The sequence below is a fragment of the Streptomyces sp. NBC_00663 genome, assembly GCF_036226885.1.
Classification (GTDB): Bacteria; Actinomycetota; Actinomycetes; order Streptomycetales; family Streptomycetaceae; genus Streptomyces.
Genome location: NZ_CP109027.1, coordinates 8556432 through 8578042, shown reverse-complemented (window position 1 = coordinate 8578042; position 21611 = coordinate 8556432). Strand labels below are relative to the sequence as shown.

Genomic DNA, 21611 nt, shown 5'->3' with positions numbered 1-21611 from the left:
GCCACGTCAAGCGACCCCGACCGTCGATGAATCTTCAACCACCACACCGCTCAACACCCTTGCCTCGCAACGGAGTTCGAAAAGATCGGGAAACCGCGGGAGATGCGGAACCTGCGCCTCTATAGTGACCGCCGACCGGCACAAGCTCCCCAACCACCGCCCTGAGGAGGGCTGTTGTTACTCCACCCCGCCGTCCCGCCCCGCCCGCCGACCGGGACGGACGGCTGATGGCCAGAGAAGGAGCACGCCCCGTCTACGATCCCGCGGGCCATGACGCCGCCCTGCGGGCCACCCTCCAGGAGGTGCGCACCGGACGCTGGATGTCGATGCGCCGGCTGCTCGGTGAGACGACGGCCTGGTGGCAGTGGACGCAGCGCACCCAGGTACTCGCCGCCGCTGCCGCCGGCACCGACGTGGTGCGGGCCTGGCTGACCGAGGAGCCGCACAGCGTCCCGGCCGCGGTCATGCACGCCAGGGTCGCCGTCGAGCGGGCGTTACGGGCCCACCGCGAGCAGCACTCCCGCACCCTCGACCTGTGGCGGGAGGCCTGGCAGGCGAGCCACACGGCGACCCGGGCGGCGCCTTTGGACCCCGTCCCCTGGGTGTGTCTGCTGGCGCTGGCGCGGCTCGACCGGGACCGGCGCTGGGAGGAGCACCGGGTGGCGCCGCCCGGGCCGATGCTGCCGCCGGGGCCGTGGGGGCTGCTGGCGGAGGCCGACAAGCGGGACCCGTACAACCGCGAGGCACACCACCGGATGCTCCAGTTCCTGTACGAGCACGGCACCTCAGGCCGGCTCGCCGAGGCGGTCGGCTACGCCCACTGGGCGGCCGACACCGCGCCACCCGGCTCCGCCCTCCATGTCCTGCCGCTGTACGTCCGGGTGGAGCGTTACCGCCGCGCGGGCGGCCGGGACGCCGCTCTCGACCTGCACTGGGTGGCCGAGGACGCCACGCGGGAGGCACAGCGGACGCTGTACGCCTGGTTCGAGCAGACCTTCGCCGCCGAGCGCTCCCCGCTGGACCTGAACCATCTCGCGCACGCCCTGTGGGGCGCCCTCCGGTTCCCGGAGGCGGCCCGCGTGTTCGACGCGCTCGGCCCGTACTGGACGCCCCTGCCCTGGGCCTACCGCATCCCCGAGACCGGCGACCGCGGCCAGGCCGTGGAGGTGTTCCTCCAGGCCCGGGCGCGCTGCCGCCCCGCGTGACCCACCATCCCGTCCTTCCGGAGGTTTCCGCATGTCCCGTACCACCCACGGTCCGTCGAAACCGCACGACGAGGAACAACGTCTGCGGGAACTCGGCTACCGGCCCGTCCTCGCCCGCCGTATGGGCGGCTTCGGCAACTTCGCGATCAGCTTCTCGGTGATCTCGATCCTGTCCGGCTGCATGACCCTGTACGGCTTCGGCCTCGGCGCGGGCGGCCCCGCGGTGATGCTGTGGGGCTGGGCGGGCGTCGGCCTGTTCGTGCTGTGCGTGGGCCTCGCGCTGGCGGAGGTCACCAGCGCCTATCCGACCTCGGGCGCCCTGTACTACATGGCCGACCGGCTCGGCGGGCGCCGCTGGGGCTGGTACACCGGCTGGCTCAACCTGCTGGGTCTGCTGGGCGCGATCGCCGGTATCGACTACGGCGCCGCCCTGTTCACCGGCGCGTTCATGAACCTCCAGTGGGGCTTCGAGCCGACACCGGAGAAGACGATGCTGATCTTCCTGGTGATCCTGCTGCTGCACGCCGTGCTGAACCTGTTCGGCGTCCGTCTGGTCAGCCTCCTCAACTCCATCAGTGTCTGGTGGCACTTGGCGGGCGTGGCACTCATCGTCGGCGCGCTCGCGATCGTCCCCGACCACCACCAGTCGCCGTCCTTCGTCTTCACCGAGTTCGTCAACGACACCGGCTGGTCAAGCCCCTTGTACGTGGCGGCGATCGGCCTCCTCCTCGCCCAGTACACGTTCTCCGGCTACGACGCCTCGGCGCACCTGTCCGAGGAAACGTCCAACGCGTCGGTGTCGGCGGCCCGCGGCATCGTCCGCTCCATCTGGGTCTCCTGGATCGCCGGTTTCGTGCTGCTGACGGGACTGACCTTCGCCATCCAGGACTACGACGCCACCCGGGCCACCGACACCGGGGTGCCGCCCGCGCAGATCCTCCTCGACGGCCTCGGCACGGACGGGGCGAGCGCGCTGCTCATCGTGGTGATCGTCGCCCAGCTGTTCTGCGGCAACGCCGAGGTGGCCGCCGCCAGCCGCATGGTGTTCGCGTTCAGCCGGGACGGGGCGCTGCCGGGTTCCGGTCTCTGGCGCAAGGTCAGCGCCCGCACCCAGACGCCGGTCACCGCGGTCTGGTTGTCGGTGGTGGTCGCGGCCCTGCTCGCGCTGCCGTCCCTGTACTCGGCGACGGCGTACGGCGCGGTGACCGCCATCAACGTCATCGGCATCACCCCGGCGTACGCCATCCCGGTGCTGCTGCGGCTGCGCGCGGGGGATCGTTTCCAGCCTGGTCCATGGAGCCTGGGGCGGTGGAGCAAGCCGATCGGCTGGACGGCCGTGGTGTGGGTGGCGTTCGTGACGGTGCTGTTCTGTCTGCCGCAGTCGTCGCCGGTGACGGTCGACACGATGAACTACGCGTCCGTCGCGCTGGCCGTCGTACTGCTTCTCGCCACCGTGTGGTGGTACGCCGCCCGTCGTTCGTACGGGACGCCCACCACGGCCGCCTACTCCGACCAGGAACAGGCCGAACTGGCGGAGGGCATCGTCTGAAACCCCGCCGTCCGGCCCCGGACCGGGTACGAATCCCTGTGCCGGATACGGCAGGATGAGCGGTCGCGCCGACCACCGCACCCGCGCGGTCGACGCGAGCGCACATCCAGCGGCAACTCGAACAGGTGGCGACGTGACGGCATTTCAACGGGATCTCACCATGGACGACCTGGTCGTCGCCGGCATCCCCGTGGTCGCGGGCTTGCTGGCGGCGTTCCTGCTGCGCATGCTGCTCAAGTGGCTGGGCAAGCACGCCGACCGCACCAAGTGGACCGGTGACGACGTCATCGTGGCCGCGCTGCGGACGGTGGTGCCGTGGGGTGCGGTGGTGGGCGGTGTCGCCATCGCGGCGGCGGCCCTGCCGCTGCGCTCGGGATACCAGCGCAACACCAACCAGGTGCTGACCGTGCTGATGATCTTCGTGGTCACGATGGCGGCGGCCCGTCTTGTCGCCGGTCTGGTGCGGACGGTCACCCAGTCCCGTTCCGGGGTCGCGGGCTCGGCCACGATCTTCGTGAACATCACCCGGGTATTGGTCCTGGCGATCGGTTTCCTGGTGGTGCTCCAGACGCTGGGCATCTCGATAGCGCCGATGCTCACCGCCCTCGGCGTCGGCGGTCTGGCGGTCGCCCTCGCGCTCCAGGACACCCTCGCCAATCTCTTCGCGGGCGTCCACATCCTCGCCTCCAAGACCGTCCAGCCCGGCGACTACATTCGGCTGAGCAGCGGCGAGGAGGGCTACGTCGAGGACATCAACTGGCGTCAGACGACCGTGCGCGCGCTCTCCAACAACCTGATCGTGATCCCCAACGGGGAGCTCGCCAAGTCGAACATGACCAACTTCATGCGCCCCGAGCAGCAGTTGACGATCCTGGTCCAGGTCGGTGTGGCCTACGACAGCGATCTGGAGCATGTCGAGCGGGTCACCTGCGAGGTCGTCACCGAGGTGATGACGCGGATCGAGGGCGCCGTCCCGGAGCACGAACCGCTGGTGCGTTTCCACACGTTCGGCGACTCCCGGATCGGCTTCACGGTGATCCTCGGGGTCGGCGAGTTCAGCGACCAGTTCCGGATCAAGCACGAGTTCATCAAGCAGCTCCACAAGCGCTACCGCCAGGAGGGCATCAGGGTCCCGGCGCCGACGCGGACGGTCTCCCTCCAGCAGGGCGCGGTGGTGATCCCGCAGCAGCGGGACGCGCTCGACATGACGCCGTAGCGGGTGCCGTCAGCCCGGCGGCAGCCGAGTGACGCTCTGCTCCGTGAGGCGTACCGGAAGGGCGCCGGTGCGCAGTTGGGCGGCGAGTTCGCGTGCCGACGCCTCGGTGAAGGAGCCGTAGATCTCCGCTTTTCCGCCGGTGATCGCCTGGCTGACGGACGGGGCAGACAGCACGGTCCCGTCGAGGACGATCGCGAACTGGTTGGCGGGGCTCTGCTGTTGGGCGAGCCGTCCGGTGACAGCCGCGAACCTCTCGGCTCCGGCGGCGGTGAACCGGAGCCGGACGAGCCAGCCGTGTCGCGTCTGTTCGTCGTTGACCGCCTCCGCGTCGGCCACGTCGGTGCCGGGGACCGCGACGGTGTCGAGGGAGTACGTGGCGTGGCCGCCGTCCTTCTTCTCGCAGGCGGTCAGCGGTTCGTCCGGCGAGGCCGTCGCGTCGGGTCGCGGACAGGCCGATTCCCCGAGCGCCGCGGTGGCCCGTACGGGCCAAAAGTCCAGCTGTGCCGTCCGGCCCAGCGTCCTGAGCCCTTCCTGCCGGCTCCATGGGCCCGAGACCGTGATCGTCGCGGCCGACCCCTCCCCCGCGACCTGGACGTCGGCCCCTGTCAGACCCGCGTCCACCGCCCGCTGCCGCATCAGCTCGGCGGTCTCCTCCAGCGCTCGCGCGTCCCGCGGCTCCACGGGGCGGAACGTGCTGAAGACCTTCGCCTGCGCCGAGGACGTGGGCGCGGGCGTGGGTGACCGCGGGGCGCCACCGCGCGCACCGGTTTCCGCGTCCCCGCTCGGCGATCTCGCCGCCGAGGCCCGCCCGTCCGGTCCGCCGCAGCCACCGAGGACCATGACCAGCGCACCCGCCACGACGAGCGCACGCCAGGCTCCACGCCTCTCCATGGCCATCCGATCCCCGAGGGCGCTCGCGTCGACGAGGTCCGCGCGGGCCACCGGCGTGGGAGGTGCCGCCGAAAATTCCCGGGTGCCGGTCGCCGTGACCGTCACCCGGGTCGTCACCTTCTCCGTCGGCACGCACGCCGTCGGGGTGTCGCCGCCGTCGGCAGGCGGGCTGACCGCCGTGTCGTCTTCCATGGGTCCCCCGATCGATGCCTCACCGTGGCACCAACTCGCCCCCAGGACCTTTATGTTGACACGAACCCACCCCAACCGGGACGCCCCGTGCTATACGCGCCTCAGAGCGTGGCCGAGTTGTCGTGGTGACCGCTCGGCCGGCTCTGCGGCCGGCGCAGCGACGAGCTCACCGGCGTCACCGTCCAGTCCGGGTGGCCGGGCATGCGCGGGGTCTTCGTGCCGTAGAGCCAGTCCCGCAGGAAGCCGGACTGGTCCGAGCCGGAGACCTCGGAGGCGACGGCGATGTAGTCGTCGGTGGACGCCGAGGAGTTGCGGAAGCGGTCCAGGAAGGTGCGCTCGACGGTGGCGAAGACCGTCTCGCCGACCTGCTGGCGCAGCGCGTACAGGACGAGGACGCCGCCGAGGTAGCGCTGGGAGTCGAAGAGGTTGGCCTCGTTCGGGGCGGCGACCGGGCCCGAGCTCTGGCGCCACTGGTCACCCTTGGCGTAGGTGTCCTTCATCCGGGCTTCCATGGTGGTCAGGCCGATCGAGTCGGCCCAGCCGCGCTCATAGCGGTAGAGCAATCCGTAGAAGTCGGCGTGGCCCTCGTTGATCCACAGGTCGGCCCAGGTGGCGGGGCTGACGCTGTTGCCGAAGTAGGAGTGGACCAGCTCGTGCATCATGTGCGAGCCGATCTTCGGCTCGGCCTGGAGGAGGTAGTTCGGCTTGTAGAGGGTCAGGGTCTGGGTCTCCAGGCCCGTGAAGTCGAAGGCCGTCGAGGAGTCGTTGTTGCACGGCAGCAGGCCGTACGTCTCGAACGGGTAGGCGCCCAGCCGCTGTTCGATCCAGCTCACCAGGTTGGGGGTGAGGCCGAGGGCGGGCTCCAGGGCCTCGGCGCGGGCGGTGGGGACGACATCACGCAGCGGCAGTCCGTTCGGGCCCTGGCGGTCCTTGACGACGTAGTCGCCGACCGTGACCTGGACCAGCTCGGTGGCTATCGGCTCACGGGAGCGGTAGCTGTACGCGGTCCGGCCGTCGCCCAGGTCCTCGGTGCCCGTCAGGGAGCCGCTCGCGACGCCCTTGAGACCCGTGGGGACGGTGATGCGGAAGGTGAAGTCCGCCTTGTCCACAGGGTGGTCGTTGCACGGGAAGACGGTGTGCGCCGAGTTCGGCTGCGGGCAGATGGCGAAACCGTCCGGCGTGGGCACCCAGGCGGTGTGCGCGAGGGTGCGGCGCGGATCGGCGGAGTAGGTCACGGTGACGGTGACCCGGCGCCGGGGCGGCAGGCAGCGGGCGGGCGTGATCCGCAGCTTCTCGTCGGCCTGCTCGAAGGTCGCCGTCCTCCCCGCCACGGTCACGGTGCGTATGTCGAGGCCGAGCGCGTCCAGGGAGAAGCGGGTCAGGGCCTCGGTGGTGGTGATCCGCAGGGTGGCGGTGGCGTCGACCAGCTTGGTCGCGGCGTCGTAGGCCAGGTCGAGGTGGTAGGCCGACACGCGGTAGCCGTCATTGCCGAGGCCCGGGTAGACGGGGTCCCCCAGGGTCTCCGCGCCGGGGACGCCGCTCGCGGTGGCGGCCTGCGCCGGGACTCCCCCGATGGTCAGTGCCGCGGCCGTACCGATCAGGGCGGCGGGTGCCGTCACTCTGGTGCGATATCTCATGGTCCGCTTTCGCTCGGGCGGCCGGGGTGGTCGGTTCCGGCCGTCGGATGAGTGTGATCACCCTCCTTCACTCCAAGATCGGGTGCTCGGGTTGCATGCGAGGGCGGACCAAATCCGAGAGCGTGTGCGAGGACCCCTGTCGAGCCGGGCTCGATCACGAGATATCTTGATGTCGAGCAATGTTGCAGACGTGGAGCGGAGCACCCGGTGACTGACTCGACCATCATCTATACGCACACTGACGAGGCCCCGGCCCTGGCGACGTATTCCTTCCTGCCGGTGGTCCAGGCGTACGCCTCGCAGGCGGGTGTCGCCGTGGAGACGCGGGACATCTCGCTGGCCGGGCGCATCATCGCGGTGTTCCCGGAGTACCTGACCGAGGACCAGCGCATCCCGGACGCCCTGCACGAGCTGGGCGAACTGGCGAAGACGCCCGAGGCCAACATCATCAAGCTGCCGAACATCTCGGCGTCGATCCCGCAGCTCAAGGCCGCGATCGCCGAGCTTCAGGCGCAGGGCTACGCGCTGCCGGACTACCCGGACGCCCCGAAGACCGACGAGGAGCGGGACGTCCAGGCCCGCTACGACAAGGTCAAGGGCTCCGCGGTCAACCCGGTCCTGCGTGAGGGCAACTCCGACCGGCGCGCCCCCGCCTCGGTCAAGAACTACGCCAAGACCCACCCGCACCGCATGGGCGCCTGGTCGTCGGAGTCGAAGACCAACGTCGCGACCATGGGCGTGGACGACTTCCGCTCCACCGAGAAGTCCGTCGTGATCTCCGAGGCCGGCTCGCTGCGGATCGAGCTGGTCGGCGACGACGGCTCCACCACCGTGCTGCGCGAGTCGGTACCGGTCCTCGAGGGCGAGGTCGTCGACGCCTCGGTGCTGCACGTGGCCCCGCTGCGGGAGTTCCTCACCGCGCAGATCGCCCGCGCCAAGGCCGAGGACGTGCTGTTCTCCGTGCACCTCAAGGCCACGATGATGAAGGTCTCGGACCCGATCATCTTCGGTCACGTGGTGCGCGCGTTCTTCCCGAAGACCTTCGCGCAGTACGGCCAGACGCTCGCCGCGGCCGGCCTGACCCCGAACGACGGTCTGGGCGGCATCTACAAGGGCCTGGAGTCGCTGCCCGAGGGTGCCGAGATCAAGGCGTCCTTCGACGCCGAGCTCGCCGAGGGCCCGGCCCTGGCGATGGTCGACTCCGACAAGGGCATCACCAACCTGCACGTGCCGTCCGACGTCATCGTCGACGCCTCGATGCCGGCGATGATCCGCACCTCCGGTCACATGTGGGGCCCGGACGGCCAGGAGGCCGACACCCTCGCGGTCCTGCCGGACTCGTCGTACGCCGGTGTCTACCAGGCCGTGATCGAGGACTGCCGTGCCAACGGCGCGTACGACCCCTCGACCATGGGCTCGGTGCCGAACGTCGGCCTGATGGCGCAGAAGGCCGAGGAATACGGCTCGCACGACAAGACCTTCGAGATCCGGACGACCGGCACGGTCCGCCTCGTCGACCAGAACGGCAACGCCGTCATCGAGCAGACGGTCTCCGCCGGCGACATCTTCCGCGCCTGCCAGACCAAGGACGCGCCGATCCGCGACTGGGTGAAGCTGGCCGTCACCCGCGCCCGCGCCACCGGCAACCCGGCCGTGTTCTGGCTGGACGAGACCCGCGCGCACGACGCCAACCTGATCGCCAAGGTCAACACCTACCTCGCGGAGCACGACACCGAGGGCCTGGACATCCGGATCCTCAACCCGGTCGAGGCGACCAAGCTGTCGGTGGAGCGCATCCGCCGCGGTGAGGACACCATCTCAGTGACCGGCAACGTGCTGCGTGACTACCTCACCGACCTCTTCCCGATCCTGGAGCTGGGCACCAGCGCCAAGATGCTGTCGGTCGTCCCGCTGATGGCGGGCGGCGGCCTGTTCGAGACGGGCGCCGGCGGCTCCGCGCCGAAGCACGTCCAGCAGCTGGTCAAGGAGGACTACCTGCGCTGGGACTCCCTCGGTGAGTTCTTCGCGCTGGTCCCGTCCCTGGAGCAATACGCCACGGCCACGAACAACCCCAAGGCCAAGGTCCTCGCCGACACCCTGGACCGCGCCACGGCGACCTTCCTCAACGAGGACAAGTCCCCGACCCGTCGCGTCGGCGGCATCGACAACCGCGGCAGCCACTTCTTCCTGTCCCTGTACTGGGCGCAGGAGCTGGCCGCGCAGACCGAGGACGCCGACCTGGCGAAGGCCTTCGCCCCGCTCGCCGAGACCCTCGCCTCGAACGAGCAGAAGATCGTCGACGAGCTGAACGCCGTCCAGGGCAAGCCGGCCGACATCGGCGGCTACTACCAGCCCGACCCGGCCAAGGCCGCCGCGATCATGCGCCCGTCCAGCACGTGGAACGAGGCCCTGGCGTCCCTGAGCTGACGCACACCTCACAGACGACTCCCGCCCCGGTCGGCAACTGCCCGGCCGGGGCGGGGGCGTTCGGTGCGGCGTCCACCACTCCGGCTTCCCTCACTCCGGCGTCGTGATCTCAGAGGGACGCTCCGCGCACGGCGCTCGCACAGCGCCACCAGGCTCCCCTGCCCCGGTCCGGCACCTGGTCCTTGCCGGTCGTCATGCTGTGATCGTGCACCACACCACTGACAACGCCGCGGGAGCTGCCGCATGACCTCCGTCGTACCGTCCTTCGAGCTGGTGCCGGGGGCCGCGGAGTCCCCCGTGATCCTGCATGTGCCGCACTCCGCGCGGGAGATACCGGCCGAGGTGCGCGCGGACATCGTCCTGGACGACTCCGCACTTGAGCGCGAACTCGACCACATCGTCGACGCGCACACCGCTGAGCTGGCCGAGCGGGCGGCCGGGCTGTCGGCGGTGACGCCGTGGCGGTTCGTGAACCGGCTGTCGCGGCTGGTCGTCGACCCGGAGCGGTTCCCGGACGAGCGGGAGGAGATGCTCGCCGTCGGGATGGGCGCCGTATACACACGGACCACGCACCGGAAGGTGCTGCGGCCCGCGGACACCGACCCCGAGCCGCTGCTCGCGCGCTACTTCCGGCCGTACGCACAGGCCATGGCCGAGGCTGTCGCCGGGCGGCTGGCCGCCGTCGGACGGGCCGTGATCGTCGATGTGCACTCGTATCCCAGTGAGGCGCTGCCCTACGAGCTGCACGGCGAGGGCCCGCGACCGCCCGTCTGTCTCGGCACCGACTCCTTCCACACCCCGCCGGAGCTGCTCGCCGCCGCTCGCGATGCCTTCGGGGAGACCGGGGTGGACAGTCCGTTCGGCGGGACGTACGTGCCGTTGGAGTTCTACGGCCGTGATGCGCGGGTGTCCGCGTTGATGGTGGAGATCCGGCGGGACACGTACATGAAGGAGCCGGGCGGGGCCGCCGGACCCGGGCTGGGGCGGCTGGCCTCGGCGGTCGCGACGTTCGTCGACGCCGTGTCCCGCTGACCTCCGGCTGGAGCACTTCCGCGCGACACCCGGCCGTCACGCGGCGAGGGTGGAGGGCATGACCGAGGAGACCACCACGCTCACCGGCCCTCCCGTACGGGACTGGCCCGCCCACGACCTGGCCGGGACGGAGTTCGACCCGGTGCTGGCGGAGCTGATGCGGGAGGGGCCGCTGACCCGGATCCGGCTGCCGTTCGGGGAGGGGTGGGCATGGCTGGCCACCCGCTACGAGGACGTCAGGCTGATCACCAACGATCCGCGGTTCAGCCGTACCGCGGGGATGGACCGTCAGGTGACCCGGCTCGCCCCGCACTTCGCTCCGCGGCCGGGCTCCCCCGCCTGGGCCGACCAGCCCGACCACAACCGGCTGCGCAAGGCCGTGGCGAGCGCGTTCACGGTGAGCGCGATGAAACGGCTGCGACCTCGCGCGCAGGAGCTCCTCGACCCGCTGGTGGCGGGGCTCCTGCGGGACGGCCCGCCCGCCGATCTCGTCGAGCGCGTGCTCGAACCCTTCCCGGTGACCCTGATCTGCGAGGTCATGGGGGTGCCCGCCGCCGACCGGCCCCGGATGCACGCCTGGGCGGCGCAGATCGTCTCCACGAAGGGCGGGGCCGAGGCCTCCGCCGAGGCCAAGAAGGGCATGTTCGGCTGGATCGCGGACACCGTCGGGGCCCGCGCCCACAGCGACGGTGAGGACGTGTACTCGCTGATCGGCGCGGCGCTGCGGCGGGGTGAGATCAGCGAGGCGGAGGCGGTCGGCCTCGCCGCGCCGTTGCAGATCGGCGGTGAGGCGGTCACCCACAACTGCGGGCAGACGCTGTACCTGTTGCTGACCCGCCCCGAGCTGATGGAGCGGATGCGGCATCAGCCCGAGGCCCGCGCGGGCGCCTTGGACGAGCTGATGCGCTATGTCCCGCACCGCACCGCGGTCGGGCTCGCCCGGATCGCCCTGGAGGACGTCGAACTGGGCGGGCAGCGGATCCGCGCGGGCGATCCGGTGTACGTCTCCTATCTGGCCGCCAACCGCGATCCGGACGTCTTCCCCGACCCGGACCGCATCGACCTCGACCGGGACCCCAACCCGCACCTGTCCTTCGGCAACGGCTCGCACTACTGCACGGGCGCGGTGCTGGCGCGTCTCCAGATCGAGCTCATGGTGGGCACGCTCCTGGACCGGCTGCCGGGGCTGCGGCTCGCGGTCCCGGCCGACCAGGTGGCCTGGCGCCGGAAGACGATGATCCGCGGGCCGCAGTCCCTGCCCGTGACCTGGGACTGACTCAGGAGACGCGGCCGGCTCAGACCGTCAGCCAGTCGGTGACGATCGCCTCCCTGCCGGTCCGCAGCCGCAGCGCGAAAGGACCGGTGGGGGGTGCGCCGTAGGTGAAGCGTCCCATGTCGTCGGTGGTCAGCGGGGCGCCGGCCTGCGGCCCGCTGAGCACCTCGATCAACGCCTCCTGGGGCGGCAACACCTGCCCCAGCAGTCCCTCCCCGGTGACCTCCACGTCCACGGTGACCTCGCCGGCGCGGAAGGTCAGCATCCGCGCTACGTCCGTGGCTCCCCTGACGGGGATGGCGTCCACCACCGAGTCGAAGGTCAGCTCCGCGATCCGGGAGTCGAGGTCGTGCAGGGCATAGGCCTCCACGGCGATCTGCCGCAGCTGGGCCGGCACCGGGTCGAGGATGCCGGCGGCCCTGCGGAGTTCCTCCTCCAGCAGGTCCGCGTCGGTGTCCAGGCCGTCGTGGTCCTCGTCGAACGTGTCGTCGTCGTTCATCTCGTCCCTCATACCGCTCCCCGCGCTTCGAGTCGGGCCCGCAGCCGGCGCAGACAGCGCTGGCGCAGTGGTCCGATGCTGCCCACGGCGATGCCCAGCGCGGCGGACACCTCCTGGTAACTGGGCGGCGGCGAGGCCATCAGGATGCGCAGCAACTGCCGGCACCGGTCGCCGAGTTCCTCGAACTCCTGCCACAGATGGCGGATGCGTTCGCTCTGCACGGCCGCCTCCTCGGAGTCGAGGAGGGACTGCTCCGGCGTACGGTCCTCGCTGACCCGGTCGAGCAGTTGCGGATCGTCGGTGGGTGTCAGTCGCCGTAAGCTCTTGAGCACCTTCAGGCATTCGTGCCGCGCGGTGCTGGCCAGCCACGATCCGGCCTTCTGCGGTTCCCGGATCCGGCCCAGGTGCTGAGCGAAGCGGAACCACACCGTCTGGTACACCTCGTGCGCGTCGGCGTCGCTCAGCCGGTGTGCGCGCACGACGGACCACACCAGTGGGCTCAGCCCTTCCACGAGCGCCTTCCAGGCCGCCGCGTCGCCGTCGACGGCGGACTGGACCAGCGCGCCGACATCTGCTCGGTCCACGGCCCCACCCCTCGTGTACGGCAAGTCATCGTACGCCGTGGAGGGGGCGAGTTCGGCCCTCATGCCCCGGGAGAGAGCTGTACGACCGTCCCCTGGCGCCAGGTGGGCGGTATGAGCGCCGGCACGTGCGCCCCGCGCACTTCCGCGAACTCGGTGTTGGCGGCCAGCAGTTGCCGGCGGGCGGCGCGCGGGTCGGTCTCCTTGTGGGCGGTCATGTGGGCGGCGACCAGGGCGGCGGCGGCCGGGGTGGCGAAGGAGGTGCCGCTCCAGTGCGCGTAGCCGTCGAACATCACCTGGTCCGGCTTGGCGGAACTGCCGTCGTCGCTCAACACGCCGCTGTGGCGGGGGTGTTGGCAGGTGCAGAGGTAGGTGAAGTTGAAGCGGCAGGCGTCGTAGGTGGAGTGCTGGTAGACGTACGGGATGGGTGCGTCGAAACCGGTGAGGGTGCTGGTGAGGCGCTCGCCGGGGGCGTAGGCGTTGACCCACGAGCCGTGGTTGCTGAAGCAGGCGCCGTGGTCGCCGTCGGTGCGCAGGGCGCCGATCGACAGGACGCTGCTCGCGTAGTCGGGCAGGGAGGCGTAGGCGGCGGGCCAGAAGGGGGTCGCGCTGGCGTTGTTGCCGGCCGCGGCGACCAACAGGGTGCGCTGCTGCCGCAGTTCCTGCATAAAGGCGTCCACGCCGAGCAGACCGTCGGTGCGGCCGTTGGAGGTGCCCGCGGAGAGGCTGATGATGTCGGGCCAGCCGTCGCGGTCGACGGCGGCGAACAGGGCCTCGCCGAAGTCGGATTCGAGGATGGCACCGGCGTCGTTGAGGGTGTTGCGCACGGTGATGTCCGTGTTGGGCGCGACGGACGCGAGGATGCCCGCGATGAACGTGCCGTGCCCGAGGTAGATCTTCAGGTTGCCCTGGTCGTCGGTCTCGGTGCCGTGCAGGTCGCCCTGGACGTGCGTCAGGAGCGGAACCAGCGTGTGGTCGTGGGTGAGGCCGTTGTCGATGACGAGGACGCCGACCGCGGTGTCGGCGTCGTAACCGGCCTCCGCGGGCGCCGGGTTGGTGCCGCCGGTGAGCGGGGCGGGCACGGGTTCGTCGCCGGGACAGGAGTTGACGGCGATGGACACCACGTGGTTGCGGCTGACCAGCCGGCGTCCGGCGCGTCCCTCCGGTTCGCGCATGGCCCGCAGGGCGTTGGCGACGGCCCGGTCGGCGCGCCGGTCGCCGTGGCCGGGGTCGCCGACCTGGATACGGGTGATGCCCGAGCGGTTGGTCTGCGGCCCCGCGCGGCGCACCTGGTCGCCGCTGAGACCGGTCGCCGCGGTGAAGTGGTCGCGCACGGCGTTCTCGACGAGCGCCGCCTCCTCACCGTCCCTCGCGAGGACCACACCCTTCTCATAGATGAACTCGGCCGCGTCGTCCGGTCCCATCGCGAGGGGGACGTCGGGCATCGATCGCTGGATCTGGTCGAACTGCTCCGGGAATCGCTGAGGTGCCATGGCGTGTCCTCCCACTTGAGCGGTGGTCGTCAGTCAGAGTCTCGGGTCCGCCGATTGATACAGCGCCACCCCTGTGTGCCGTACGACCCGGAGCACTACCATCCGTTGAGTGATGGCGGGAAGCGACACGGTTCTCGAACTGCTGCCCATGGTGTTCGCCGCCCCCAAGCAGGCGCTGGCGAGGGCAGAGGAGGTAATCGGCTCCGATCCCTCACCGCTGCATGCCTCCGTCGCCCATCAGGTGATCGGTATCTGGCAGCGCGACTGGGGCGACATGAAGATCGCGCTGCACCATCTGCGGCGCGCCCGCGACCTCGCCGTACGCGCCGAGTCCGCCGACCGCGAGGCCGATGTGCTGGCCGCGCTCGGCGTGGCGCTCGTGACCGCGGGGCGTACCCGGCAGGGCCTGGACGCGCTGGAGCGCGGGGTCGCGGTGAGCAGCGGGCACACCCGCGCCCGGGTGCTGTTCAGGCGGGCCTACGCCTCGTGGGTGCTCGGCCGGCACCGGGAGGCGCTGGAGGACGTACGCCGGGCGATTCCCGTGCTGCGCCAGGTGGACGACGTGATCTGGACCGCGCGGGCGCTGACGCTGCGCGCGACCGTGCATCTGGCGGTCGGCGCGGTGGAGCGGGCCGAGGCGGACTTCGCGGCGGCCGAGACGCTGTTCGACACCACGGGCCAGGAGCACGACAAGGCGGACGGGGTGGAGAGCCGGGGGCTCGCCGCGTTCCGGTCCGGCGACATCCCGGCGGCGCTGCGCCTGTTCGACGAGGCCGGGGAGCGGTACGCCAAGCTCGGCACGCCGTCGTTCATGTGGTACATCCGGCGCTGCGAGGTGCTGATGGCGGCCGGTCTCGCGCCGGAGGCGCTGGCGGAGGCGGACGCGGCGATCGCCGTGCTGGACGGGATCGGCGGACAGTCCACCCTCAAGGCGGAGCTGCTGCTGGCGGCGGCGCGGGCCGCGCGGCGGGCGGGCGATCCGCACACCGCGATCGCGCGGGCGGCGCTCGCGGTGCGGCTGTTCGCCGCGCAGCGGCGGTCCTGGTGGGAGACGCATGCCCGGCTGGTGCTGGTCGAGGCGCGGCTGGCCGCCGGACGCGGTTCGGGGCGGCTGGTGGCCGACGCGGCCGAAGTCGCCGAGCGCCTGGCCGGGTTCGGGGCGCCGGCCGCGCCCGAGGCCTCGCTGCTGGCGGGGCGGATCGCACTGGGGCTGGGCTGGACGGAGGATGCCGAACGGCATCTGGCGATCGCCGCCCGCAGCCGGCACAGCGGCCCTCCGCTGGCGCGGATGACCGGCTGGGCGGCGCAGGCGCTGCGGGCCCGGGCGGCCGGGTCGGGGCGGGGCATCCTGGAGGCGTGCCGACGTGGCCTGGACGTCCTCGACGACCACCGGATGACGCTGGGCGCCTCGGAGCTCAGGGCCCGGGCCACCGAACAGGGCGCGGAACTGGCCGCGTTGGCGCAGCGGGCGAGCCTGGACTCCGGCAACCCGCGCCGGCTGCTGGTGTGGAGCGAACGCTGGCGGGCCACCGCTCTCTCCGCGCCGCCGACCCGCCCGCCCGACGACCCGGCGCTGCTGAGCGATCTGACGGCGTTCCGGGAGATCGCGGCCCGCGCGGAGGCCGCCCGCAGGGAGGGCCGTCCGCTGCCTGTACTGGAGCGCGAACAGCGGCGCCTGGAACGGGAGATCCGCGCCCGCACCCTGCACATCCGCGGGGACAACCCCGGCGACGGCAGCCGCTTCGAACCGGGCCGGCTGCTGGAGCGGCTGGGTGATGACGTACGCCTGGTCGAACTGGCGGTGCTCGACGGGCGTGTTCAGGTACTGCTGTGCGGGCAGGGACGAGTGCGGCGGTTCGAGGCCGGGCTGCTGCACGAGGCGGAGACCGAGGCCGAGCATGTGCAGGCCGGGCTGCGCCGGCTGGCGCATCCGGGGGCGGAGGGGCGGCTGCCGGTGGTGGAGGCGGCGGGGCGGCGTCTGGAGGAGCTGCTGCTCGGTCCGGCCGCGGCCCACCTCGGCTCCGGGCCGGTCGTCGTCGTACCGCCGGGCCGGCTGCACCGGGTGCCGTGGGCGCTGCTGCCGTCGCTGCGGGAGCGGGTGCTCAGTGTGTCGCCGTCGGCGAGCAGCTGGCTGCGGGCCCGCGAGACCGAACCGCCGCCCGGGGGCCGCCATGTGCTGGTCCGTGGGCCGGGGTTGGCGACCGAGGGCGCCGAAGTGCCCGAACTGGCGGGCCGGTACGGCGGGTCGACCGTCCTGGAGGAGGACGAGGCGCGGGTGCCACGGGTGTTGACGGAGCTCGACGGAGCCGCGCTGGCGCACATCGCCGCGCACGGCACCTTCCGCGCCGACAGCCCGCTGTTCTCCTCGCTGCGGATGGCCGACGGGCCGATCGTCGTGCACGACTTCGAGCGCCTCGACCGCAGCCCGTACCGGATCATCCTGTCCTGCTGCGACACCGCCCGGTTCGCCTCGGTCGGCGCGGACGAGCTGCTCGGCCTGGTCACCGCGCTGCTGCCGCTGGGCACGGCGGGCGTGGTGGCGTGCACCGCGCCGGTCAACGACGCGGCGGTGGTCCCGCTGATGCTCGCCCTGCACAAGGCGCTGAGCACCGGCCTGTCCCTGGCCGAGGCGCTGCGCGACGCGCGTGCGGCACTGCCGGGGGATGCGACGCACCAGGCGACGGGGTGGGCGTTCTCGGCGTTCGGCGCGGCGTGAGCGCGGTGCCGGTCAGGGCGGCGGCCTGACCCCTCCCCCGATTACGGGGGTCAGACCGCCGGTCGATGGGCCGGCTCAGGCCGGCTGTGCGGCGGGCAGTTCCACCAGCCACGGCAGCGCTCCGCGGTCGTTCGCACCGAGGCGGGCGTACGCGCTGTAGAGGTGGTTGCCGACGGTGCGGATGGACAGCGTCAGCTTCTCCGCGATCTGCCGGTTGCTGAGTCCGGCGGCGGCGAGTGTGACGATCTGCCGTTGGCGTGCGGTGAGTTCGCCGAGGACCAGTCCGGACAGGGCCGGGGTGCGGGCCCCTTGGCAGCGGCGGGCGAGGGCGACGGCCCGGGTGCGTGAGGTGCGGGCGGCGCGCGGGTCGCGGTGGGCGCGGACGGCCTGTGCGTGCGCCTCGGCGGCGAACAGCAGGAACCCGCGCTCCTCCAGCCGCTCGGCGGCCCGGTCCAGCGCCGGCCCGTCGTTCCGGGCGAGCGCGTCGGCGTGCAGGGCGAACACCCCGGTGCCCGGCCGCGCGTGGGGAGCTCCGAGGCGTACGGCGTCGTAGGCGTCGGTGACCGTTTCCAGCGCGGTGTCGACGTCGCCGCGCGCCGCCGCCAGCCAGGCCGCGACCGGGCCGCCGGCATCGCCGTCGAGGCCGGTCGTCTCTCCCGACTGCGCGGCCGCCAGGGCGAGTTCGGCACGGCAGGACGGGTCGCCCGCCGTCTCCCGCAGTCCCTCCCTCGCCCAGGCCGCCGCCTCCCGCAGCTCTCCGCGCAGCCGGGCGAACCTCGCCCGGACGGCCGCGTACCGCGCCGGGACCGGCTGTCCCTCCGCGACGAGCCACTCCCCCACGGGCGCGTCCGTCTCCCGTACGTCGGCGCGCTCGATCCTGGCCGCCAGCGCGGCGGTCTCCGCCGCCAGGGCCGCCGAGCACTGCTCCGGCCCGCGCGCCAGCCGCCTCGCCCGCAGCCGGCCGGCCGCGGCCCGCAGCACCGGGCCGTGCAGGGGGTGGGCGAGACGTACGGCACCGTCGTCGTCGACGTGCACCAGGCCGTCGGCTTCGAGGCGTTCGAGGGCGGGCAGGTCGAGGTCGTCCATGGACCGCGGCAACGGCTCGGCGAACGCGAGGAGTTCGAGCGTCTCGCGGTCCGCGCGCTCCAGGACCCGCGCCGTCCGTTCCCGCACGGTCGTCGTGACCGGCATCGGGCCCCGCCACGCCCAGTCGTCCGACCCGGGCAGCCGGGTGAGCAGCCCGCTCTCGCGGACGGCGCCGAGCAGCTCGCGCAGCAGTCGCAGGTCGCCGCGGCACAGCCGGTGCAGCCGGTTGACGGTGAGCGGTTCCAGGCTTCCCCCGACGCCCGCCGCGGCCAGCTGGGCCGTCTCCTCGTGGGGCAGCGGTTCCAGGGCGAGGCGCGGCAGCAGCTCGCCGGTCCACAGCCGGGAGACGGCGCCGGGGGCGGGGGCGCCGTCGGTGGCGACGACCAGCAGCCGGGTGCGGCCGTGCACGGCGAGCTGGTGGACGAGGGCGGCCGAGGCGTCATCGAGCAGATGAGCGTCGTCGACCAGCAACAGCCGTACGGCGGACAGAAGTTGCACCGCCCGGTGCAGGTTCACCGTCTCGGGCAGCAGATGGGCGAACGCGGCGAACGGGATGTGCCGGGTCTCGGGCGTCCCGGCCACCCTGGCGCAGTCGGTGCCGCGGACGGCTTCCGTGACGAGCCGGGTCTTGCCGCAGCCCGCCGGGCCGGTGACCACGATGCCGTGGTGACCTGCGGCCGACGAGCGGCGGATCAGCTCGAGTTCGTCCTCCCGGCCGGTGAACGGCCAGGGCAGCTCCAGGGTCTTCGCGTCCCGTTCCCAAGTCATCACACCTACAAGAGCGCGAGTACTCACGCCTGATACACGGGGACTTGAGTAGCCTTCGACTCAGGCGCCCGCCGAGGGCCGACGGCACTCTTGGCGCATGGCTTCCCGCTACTGCTCCCTCGCGCAGCAGTCGGCCCCCGTCTTCACACCGGGGTTGACCGCCGAGCGGCTGAGCGCGCTCATCAGCGGGAGCCGGAAGTGGGTCAACAACACCGTCCTGCACTACTACTTCTTCGACGGCGACTCGGACGCCTCGGTGATCGCGGTACCCGGCAGCGGGGCGACCCGCCGGGTGTCGTGGGTCGGCGCGCAGGAGCAGCGGGACGTCGTACGGGAGTGCTTCCTGGAGTGGCAGGACCTCGGTATCGGGGTCACGTTCGCCGAGGTCGGCGACCGTTCCGAGGCGGAGCTGCGGATCGGGTTCCAGCTCGGCGACGGTTCCTGGTCGACGGTGGGCAAGGACGCGCTCCAGGTCGGACTGCACGAGCGCACGATGAACTTCGGGTGGGACCTGACCGCGCCGGGGGAGCGCGGGACGGCCCTGCACGAGATCGGGCACGCGCTCGGCATGCACCACGAGCACCAGAACCCGTTCGCCGGGATCCACTGGGACGACGAGGCCGTCTACGCCGAGCTGGCGGGCCCGCCGAACTTCTGGACCCGGGACAAGACGTTCTTCAACATTCTGCGCAAGCTCGACCCCAACGAGGTGAGCGGCTCCGCCTGGGACCACCAGTCGATCATGGAGTATCCGTTCTCGGCGGGGCTGATCCTGGAGCCGGAGCAGTTCCGTGCGGGTCTGACCCCGCCCGGCACGCTCTCACCCTCCGACAAGGAGTACGTCCAGCGCTGGTATCCGTCGGTCGGTCCCACACTGCCGCCCGCACTGATGCCGTTCCGCTCGGCGCCGCTCGGGCTCGGCCCGGGCGAGCAGGCGGACTTCACCGTCGAGCCGCCGGAGACCCGCGAGTACAGCGTGGGCACCTTCGGCGACAGCGACACCGTGGTCGTGGTCTTCGAGGAGCGGGACGGGGAACCCCGCTATCTCGGCGGCCACGACGACGGGGGAACACCGCACAACGCCACCGTCAGGGCCCGTCTCGTCAAGGGCCGCCGCTACTTCGTCCGTGTGCGCCTGTACTCCGCGTGGGGTTCGGGGGAAACCGCGGTCATGTGCTGGTGACAGCACATACGGGCCGCACACGGGCGAGGCTGGACCACTGTCCGGCGCCGGGGGAATGGCCGGCCGATCGTCACCTTCGGGGGAGGGAGACGATCGGCCGGCCAGGCGGCGTTGCAGGCCAACTCGGGCGGAGTGGTTCGGGGGTCGCGCGGGGCGACAGGCGCGGTCTACGATCCGCTCATGCTTGCGACGGAGGGCAGCACGGTCCCGGACCTGGAGCAGTACGTCCGGCTGACTCTTTGGCTGTTGCCGATCACCGCGGTGCTGTGTGCCGCGTTCTGTGTGTCCTTCCTCGGCGCGATGCGTCGCTCCAGGGCCGCCGGTGAGGCGCGGGTCGCCACGGCCAAGGGGCGCAACGCGCTGGCGACCGCGCTGCTCGCCGCGTTCCTGGCCTCGTGCTGGGGCGGCGCCGCCCTGCTGCTTCAGTAGCGGGCGGTCCCGCTTTGCCGCCTCAGTAGCGGGCAGCCGTGCGGCGTGCCGTGTCGGCCACCAACTCCCGTACCTCCGGCGGTTCGAGAACCTCGACGTCCGGTCCGAAGCCGAGCAGGCGTCGGCAGGCGGCCCGGGCGTCGTCGAAGCAGAGGTCGAGCCGGTGGCCTCCCGCGTCCGGGACCGCCCCCGCGGCTGACCGCGTGTCGCCCAGCACCGCGGGGAGCGCGGCGAGCCCCGCGTCCGACAGCCTCACGGTGACCCGGAGTTGATCGAGGCTCGCCTCGAACTCCGCCGTCCAGCCTGTCCAGAAGTCGGCCAGGTCGAACCCGGAGGGCCGGCGGAAGGACTCGGACAGCATCTCGGCGCCGGTGATCCTGGCCGCCCGGTGAGCGCGGACGCCCCGGTCCGAGGCGACGACGAGATACCAGACGCCCGCCTTGGCGACGAGGCCGAGGGGATCCACGGTGCGGGTCCGGTCCCCATGGGTGAGGCGCAGGCGGCGGTCTCCTCGTACGGCGTCCACCAGGACCGGCAGGGTCGGCACCGGTTCCGCGGGCTTGAACCAGGCCTGGCTGTCGAGGTGGAAACGGGCCGCCGCGGCACGCGTGTCGTCGCGGCCGGACGCGGGCAGCGCGGCCAGCAGCTTCAGCCGCGCCTGGGTGAGCGCGTCACCGAGCGCGATCCGCTCCAGCGGCCCGCCCGCCGACACCGCGAGGAGCGCCGTCGCCTCCTCCGCGCTGATCCCGAGCAGCGGGCTGCGCCAGCCCTCCATCAGCCGACACCCGCCACCCGGTCCACCGCTCGCCACGACCGGCACACCGGCCGCGCTCAGCGCCTCCAGGTCGCGGTAGACGGTACGGACCGACACCTCCAGCTCGGCGGCGAGTTGACGGGCCGTCATCCGTCCCCGGGCCTGGAGGACGAGCAGCAGGGACAGCAGCCGGTCCGCTCGCATCTCCCGATCACCTCATCGCCGTACGACTGACAAAGGATGTCAGCCATCGGGCCCTAGCCTCTCTCTCCGGACCCCGCAGAGGAGACTGCACATGATCAACGGTTATGTTCTCGGCGAGAGCCTCCGCCCCGGTGCCGAGTTCGCCCCACCCGGGCTCCGCGTCCGTGCCGTGCGCCGGCTCGATGTCTCGGACAGTGCCGCGGCCGGTCAACCGCCCTTGTGGACACTGGTCGAGTGGGAGGCGGACGGCTCTCTCTCGGCGTCGATCGCCGACGCGCTCGCCGCGGCGCTGGAGCCGGCGCACGGGTGGTACGCCGACTTCACCGCCGGTGACGAGCACGTCGTCGTCTTCGCCGGAAGGGTGTTCCGGTATCGACGCGGCGACCGGCGAGGCCGCGCCGAGGCGATCGCGTACGGCAGGTCCGTGGGAACCCCGGAGCATCAGCTCGACTGGAGGGAGTGATGCCGCCGTTCCT

At 72.0% G+C, this 21611-nt stretch carries 17 protein-coding genes; 10 read left to right on the top strand and 7 right to left on the bottom strand.

Annotated features, from left to right (window positions below):
- Window positions 1-227 precede the first annotated feature (227 nt).
- The 3 genes from OG866_RS38985 to OG866_RS38975 all read left to right on the top strand — a co-directional run bounded on the left by OG866_RS38985 (window position 228) and on the right by OG866_RS38975 (window position 3970).
- Window positions 228-1205 (top strand): hypothetical protein, encoded by a 978-nt coding sequence (locus tag OG866_RS38985; protein ID WP_329342143.1) that lies wholly within the window; start codon window positions 228-230, stop codon window positions 1203-1205.
- Between the two features lie 31 nt (window positions 1206-1236).
- Entirely contained in the window at window positions 1237-2754 is a 1518-nt protein-coding gene (locus OG866_RS38980) for an amino acid permease (protein ID WP_329342142.1), read from the top strand.
- Between the two features lie 160 nt (window positions 2755-2914).
- The gene (locus OG866_RS38975; protein ID WP_329344509.1) at window positions 2915-3970 is read left to right on the top strand and encodes a mechanosensitive ion channel family protein; all 1056 of its coding nucleotides are present in this window, start codon (window positions 2915-2917) and stop codon (window positions 3968-3970) included.
- A gap of 9 nt (window positions 3971-3979) precedes the next feature.
- On the opposite strand, the gene OG866_RS38970 is transcribed toward OG866_RS38975, so the two are convergent.
- Both OG866_RS38970 and OG866_RS38965 read right to left on the bottom strand, forming a co-directional pair.
- A complete protein-coding gene (locus tag OG866_RS38970; protein WP_329342141.1) occupies window positions 3980-5053 on the bottom strand; it encodes a preprotein translocase subunit SecD in 1074 nt (357 codons plus the stop codon).
- Window positions 5054-5154: 101 nt separating this feature from the next.
- On the bottom strand, window positions 5155-6690 hold the full coding sequence (locus OG866_RS38965) for a M1 family metallopeptidase (protein ID WP_329342139.1): 1536 nt from the start codon (window positions 6688-6690) through the stop codon (window positions 5155-5157).
- 207 nt (window positions 6691-6897) lie between these two features.
- Between OG866_RS38965 and OG866_RS38960 the strand changes: the two genes are divergently transcribed.
- The 3 genes from OG866_RS38960 (at window position 6898) to OG866_RS38950 (ending at window position 11425) form a co-directional block, all read left to right on the top strand.
- Complete coding sequence (locus OG866_RS38960) at window positions 6898-9117, top strand: NADP-dependent isocitrate dehydrogenase (protein ID WP_329342137.1); 2220 nt, start codon at window positions 6898-6900, stop codon at window positions 9115-9117.
- A gap of 243 nt (window positions 9118-9360) precedes the next feature.
- Window positions 9361-10149 (top strand): N-formylglutamate amidohydrolase, encoded by a 789-nt coding sequence (locus tag OG866_RS38955; RefSeq protein ID WP_329342136.1) that lies wholly within the window; start codon window positions 9361-9363, stop codon window positions 10147-10149.
- A 58-nt stretch (window positions 10150-10207) separates the two neighbouring features.
- Entirely contained in the window at window positions 10208-11425 is a 1218-nt protein-coding gene (locus tag OG866_RS38950) for a cytochrome P450 (protein ID WP_329342134.1), read from the top strand.
- A 19-nt stretch (window positions 11426-11444) separates the two neighbouring features.
- Here OG866_RS38950 and OG866_RS38945 read toward each other — a convergent pair whose 3' ends face one another.
- Genes OG866_RS38945 through OG866_RS38935 form a run of 3 tightly spaced genes read right to left on the bottom strand, consistent with a single transcriptional unit; the run spans window position 11445 to window position 13995 of the window.
- The gene (locus OG866_RS38945; RefSeq protein ID WP_329344508.1) at window positions 11445-11921 is read right to left on the bottom strand and encodes a hypothetical protein; all 477 of its coding nucleotides are present in this window, start codon (window positions 11919-11921) and stop codon (window positions 11445-11447) included.
- A gap of 8 nt (window positions 11922-11929) precedes the next feature.
- A complete protein-coding gene (locus OG866_RS38940) occupies window positions 11930-12505 on the bottom strand; it encodes an RNA polymerase sigma factor (protein WP_329342133.1) in 576 nt (191 codons plus the stop codon).
- A gap of 59 nt (window positions 12506-12564) precedes the next feature.
- Window positions 12565-13995 (bottom strand): S8/S53 family peptidase, encoded by a 1431-nt coding sequence (locus OG866_RS38935; protein ID WP_329342131.1) that lies wholly within the window; start codon window positions 13993-13995, stop codon window positions 12565-12567.
- A gap of 148 nt (window positions 13996-14143) precedes the next feature.
- Here OG866_RS38935 and OG866_RS38930 point away from each other — a divergent pair, with 148 nt between their 5' ends.
- Window positions 14144-16711 carry a CHAT domain-containing protein gene (locus OG866_RS38930; protein WP_329344507.1) on the top strand — a complete coding sequence of 856 codons (2568 nt, stop codon included), beginning with the start codon at window positions 14144-14146 and terminating at the stop codon, window positions 16709-16711.
- A gap of 75 nt (window positions 16712-16786) precedes the next feature.
- On the opposite strand, the gene OG866_RS38925 is transcribed toward OG866_RS38930, so the two are convergent.
- Window positions 16787-18565, bottom strand: a complete 1779-nt coding sequence (locus OG866_RS38925) for a LuxR family transcriptional regulator AbsR2 (RefSeq protein ID WP_329342130.1) — start codon at window positions 18563-18565, stop codon at window positions 16787-16789.
- Between the two features lie 97 nt (window positions 18566-18662).
- On the opposite strand from OG866_RS38925, the gene absR1 reads away from it, so the two are divergent.
- Together absR1 and OG866_RS38915 are read left to right on the top strand one after the other, a co-directional pair.
- Window positions 18663-19748 carry a beta-glucuronidase AbsR1 gene (gene absR1 / locus OG866_RS38920; protein WP_329342129.1) on the top strand — a complete coding sequence of 362 codons (1086 nt, stop codon included), beginning with the start codon at window positions 18663-18665 and terminating at the stop codon, window positions 19746-19748.
- Between the two features lie 180 nt (window positions 19749-19928).
- A complete protein-coding gene (locus tag OG866_RS38915) occupies window positions 19929-20177 on the top strand; it encodes a hypothetical protein (RefSeq protein WP_329342128.1) in 249 nt (82 codons plus the stop codon).
- A 22-nt stretch (window positions 20178-20199) separates the two neighbouring features.
- On the opposite strand, the gene OG866_RS38910 is transcribed toward OG866_RS38915, so the two are convergent.
- The gene (locus OG866_RS38910) at window positions 20200-21135 is read right to left on the bottom strand and encodes a helix-turn-helix transcriptional regulator (RefSeq protein ID WP_329342126.1); all 936 of its coding nucleotides are present in this window, start codon (window positions 21133-21135) and stop codon (window positions 20200-20202) included.
- Between the two features lie 91 nt (window positions 21136-21226).
- Between OG866_RS38910 and OG866_RS38905 the strand changes: the two genes are divergently transcribed.
- Window positions 21227-21598, top strand: a complete 372-nt coding sequence (locus tag OG866_RS38905) for a hypothetical protein (protein WP_329342124.1) — start codon at window positions 21227-21229, stop codon at window positions 21596-21598.
- Window positions 21599-21611 lie beyond the last annotated feature (13 nt).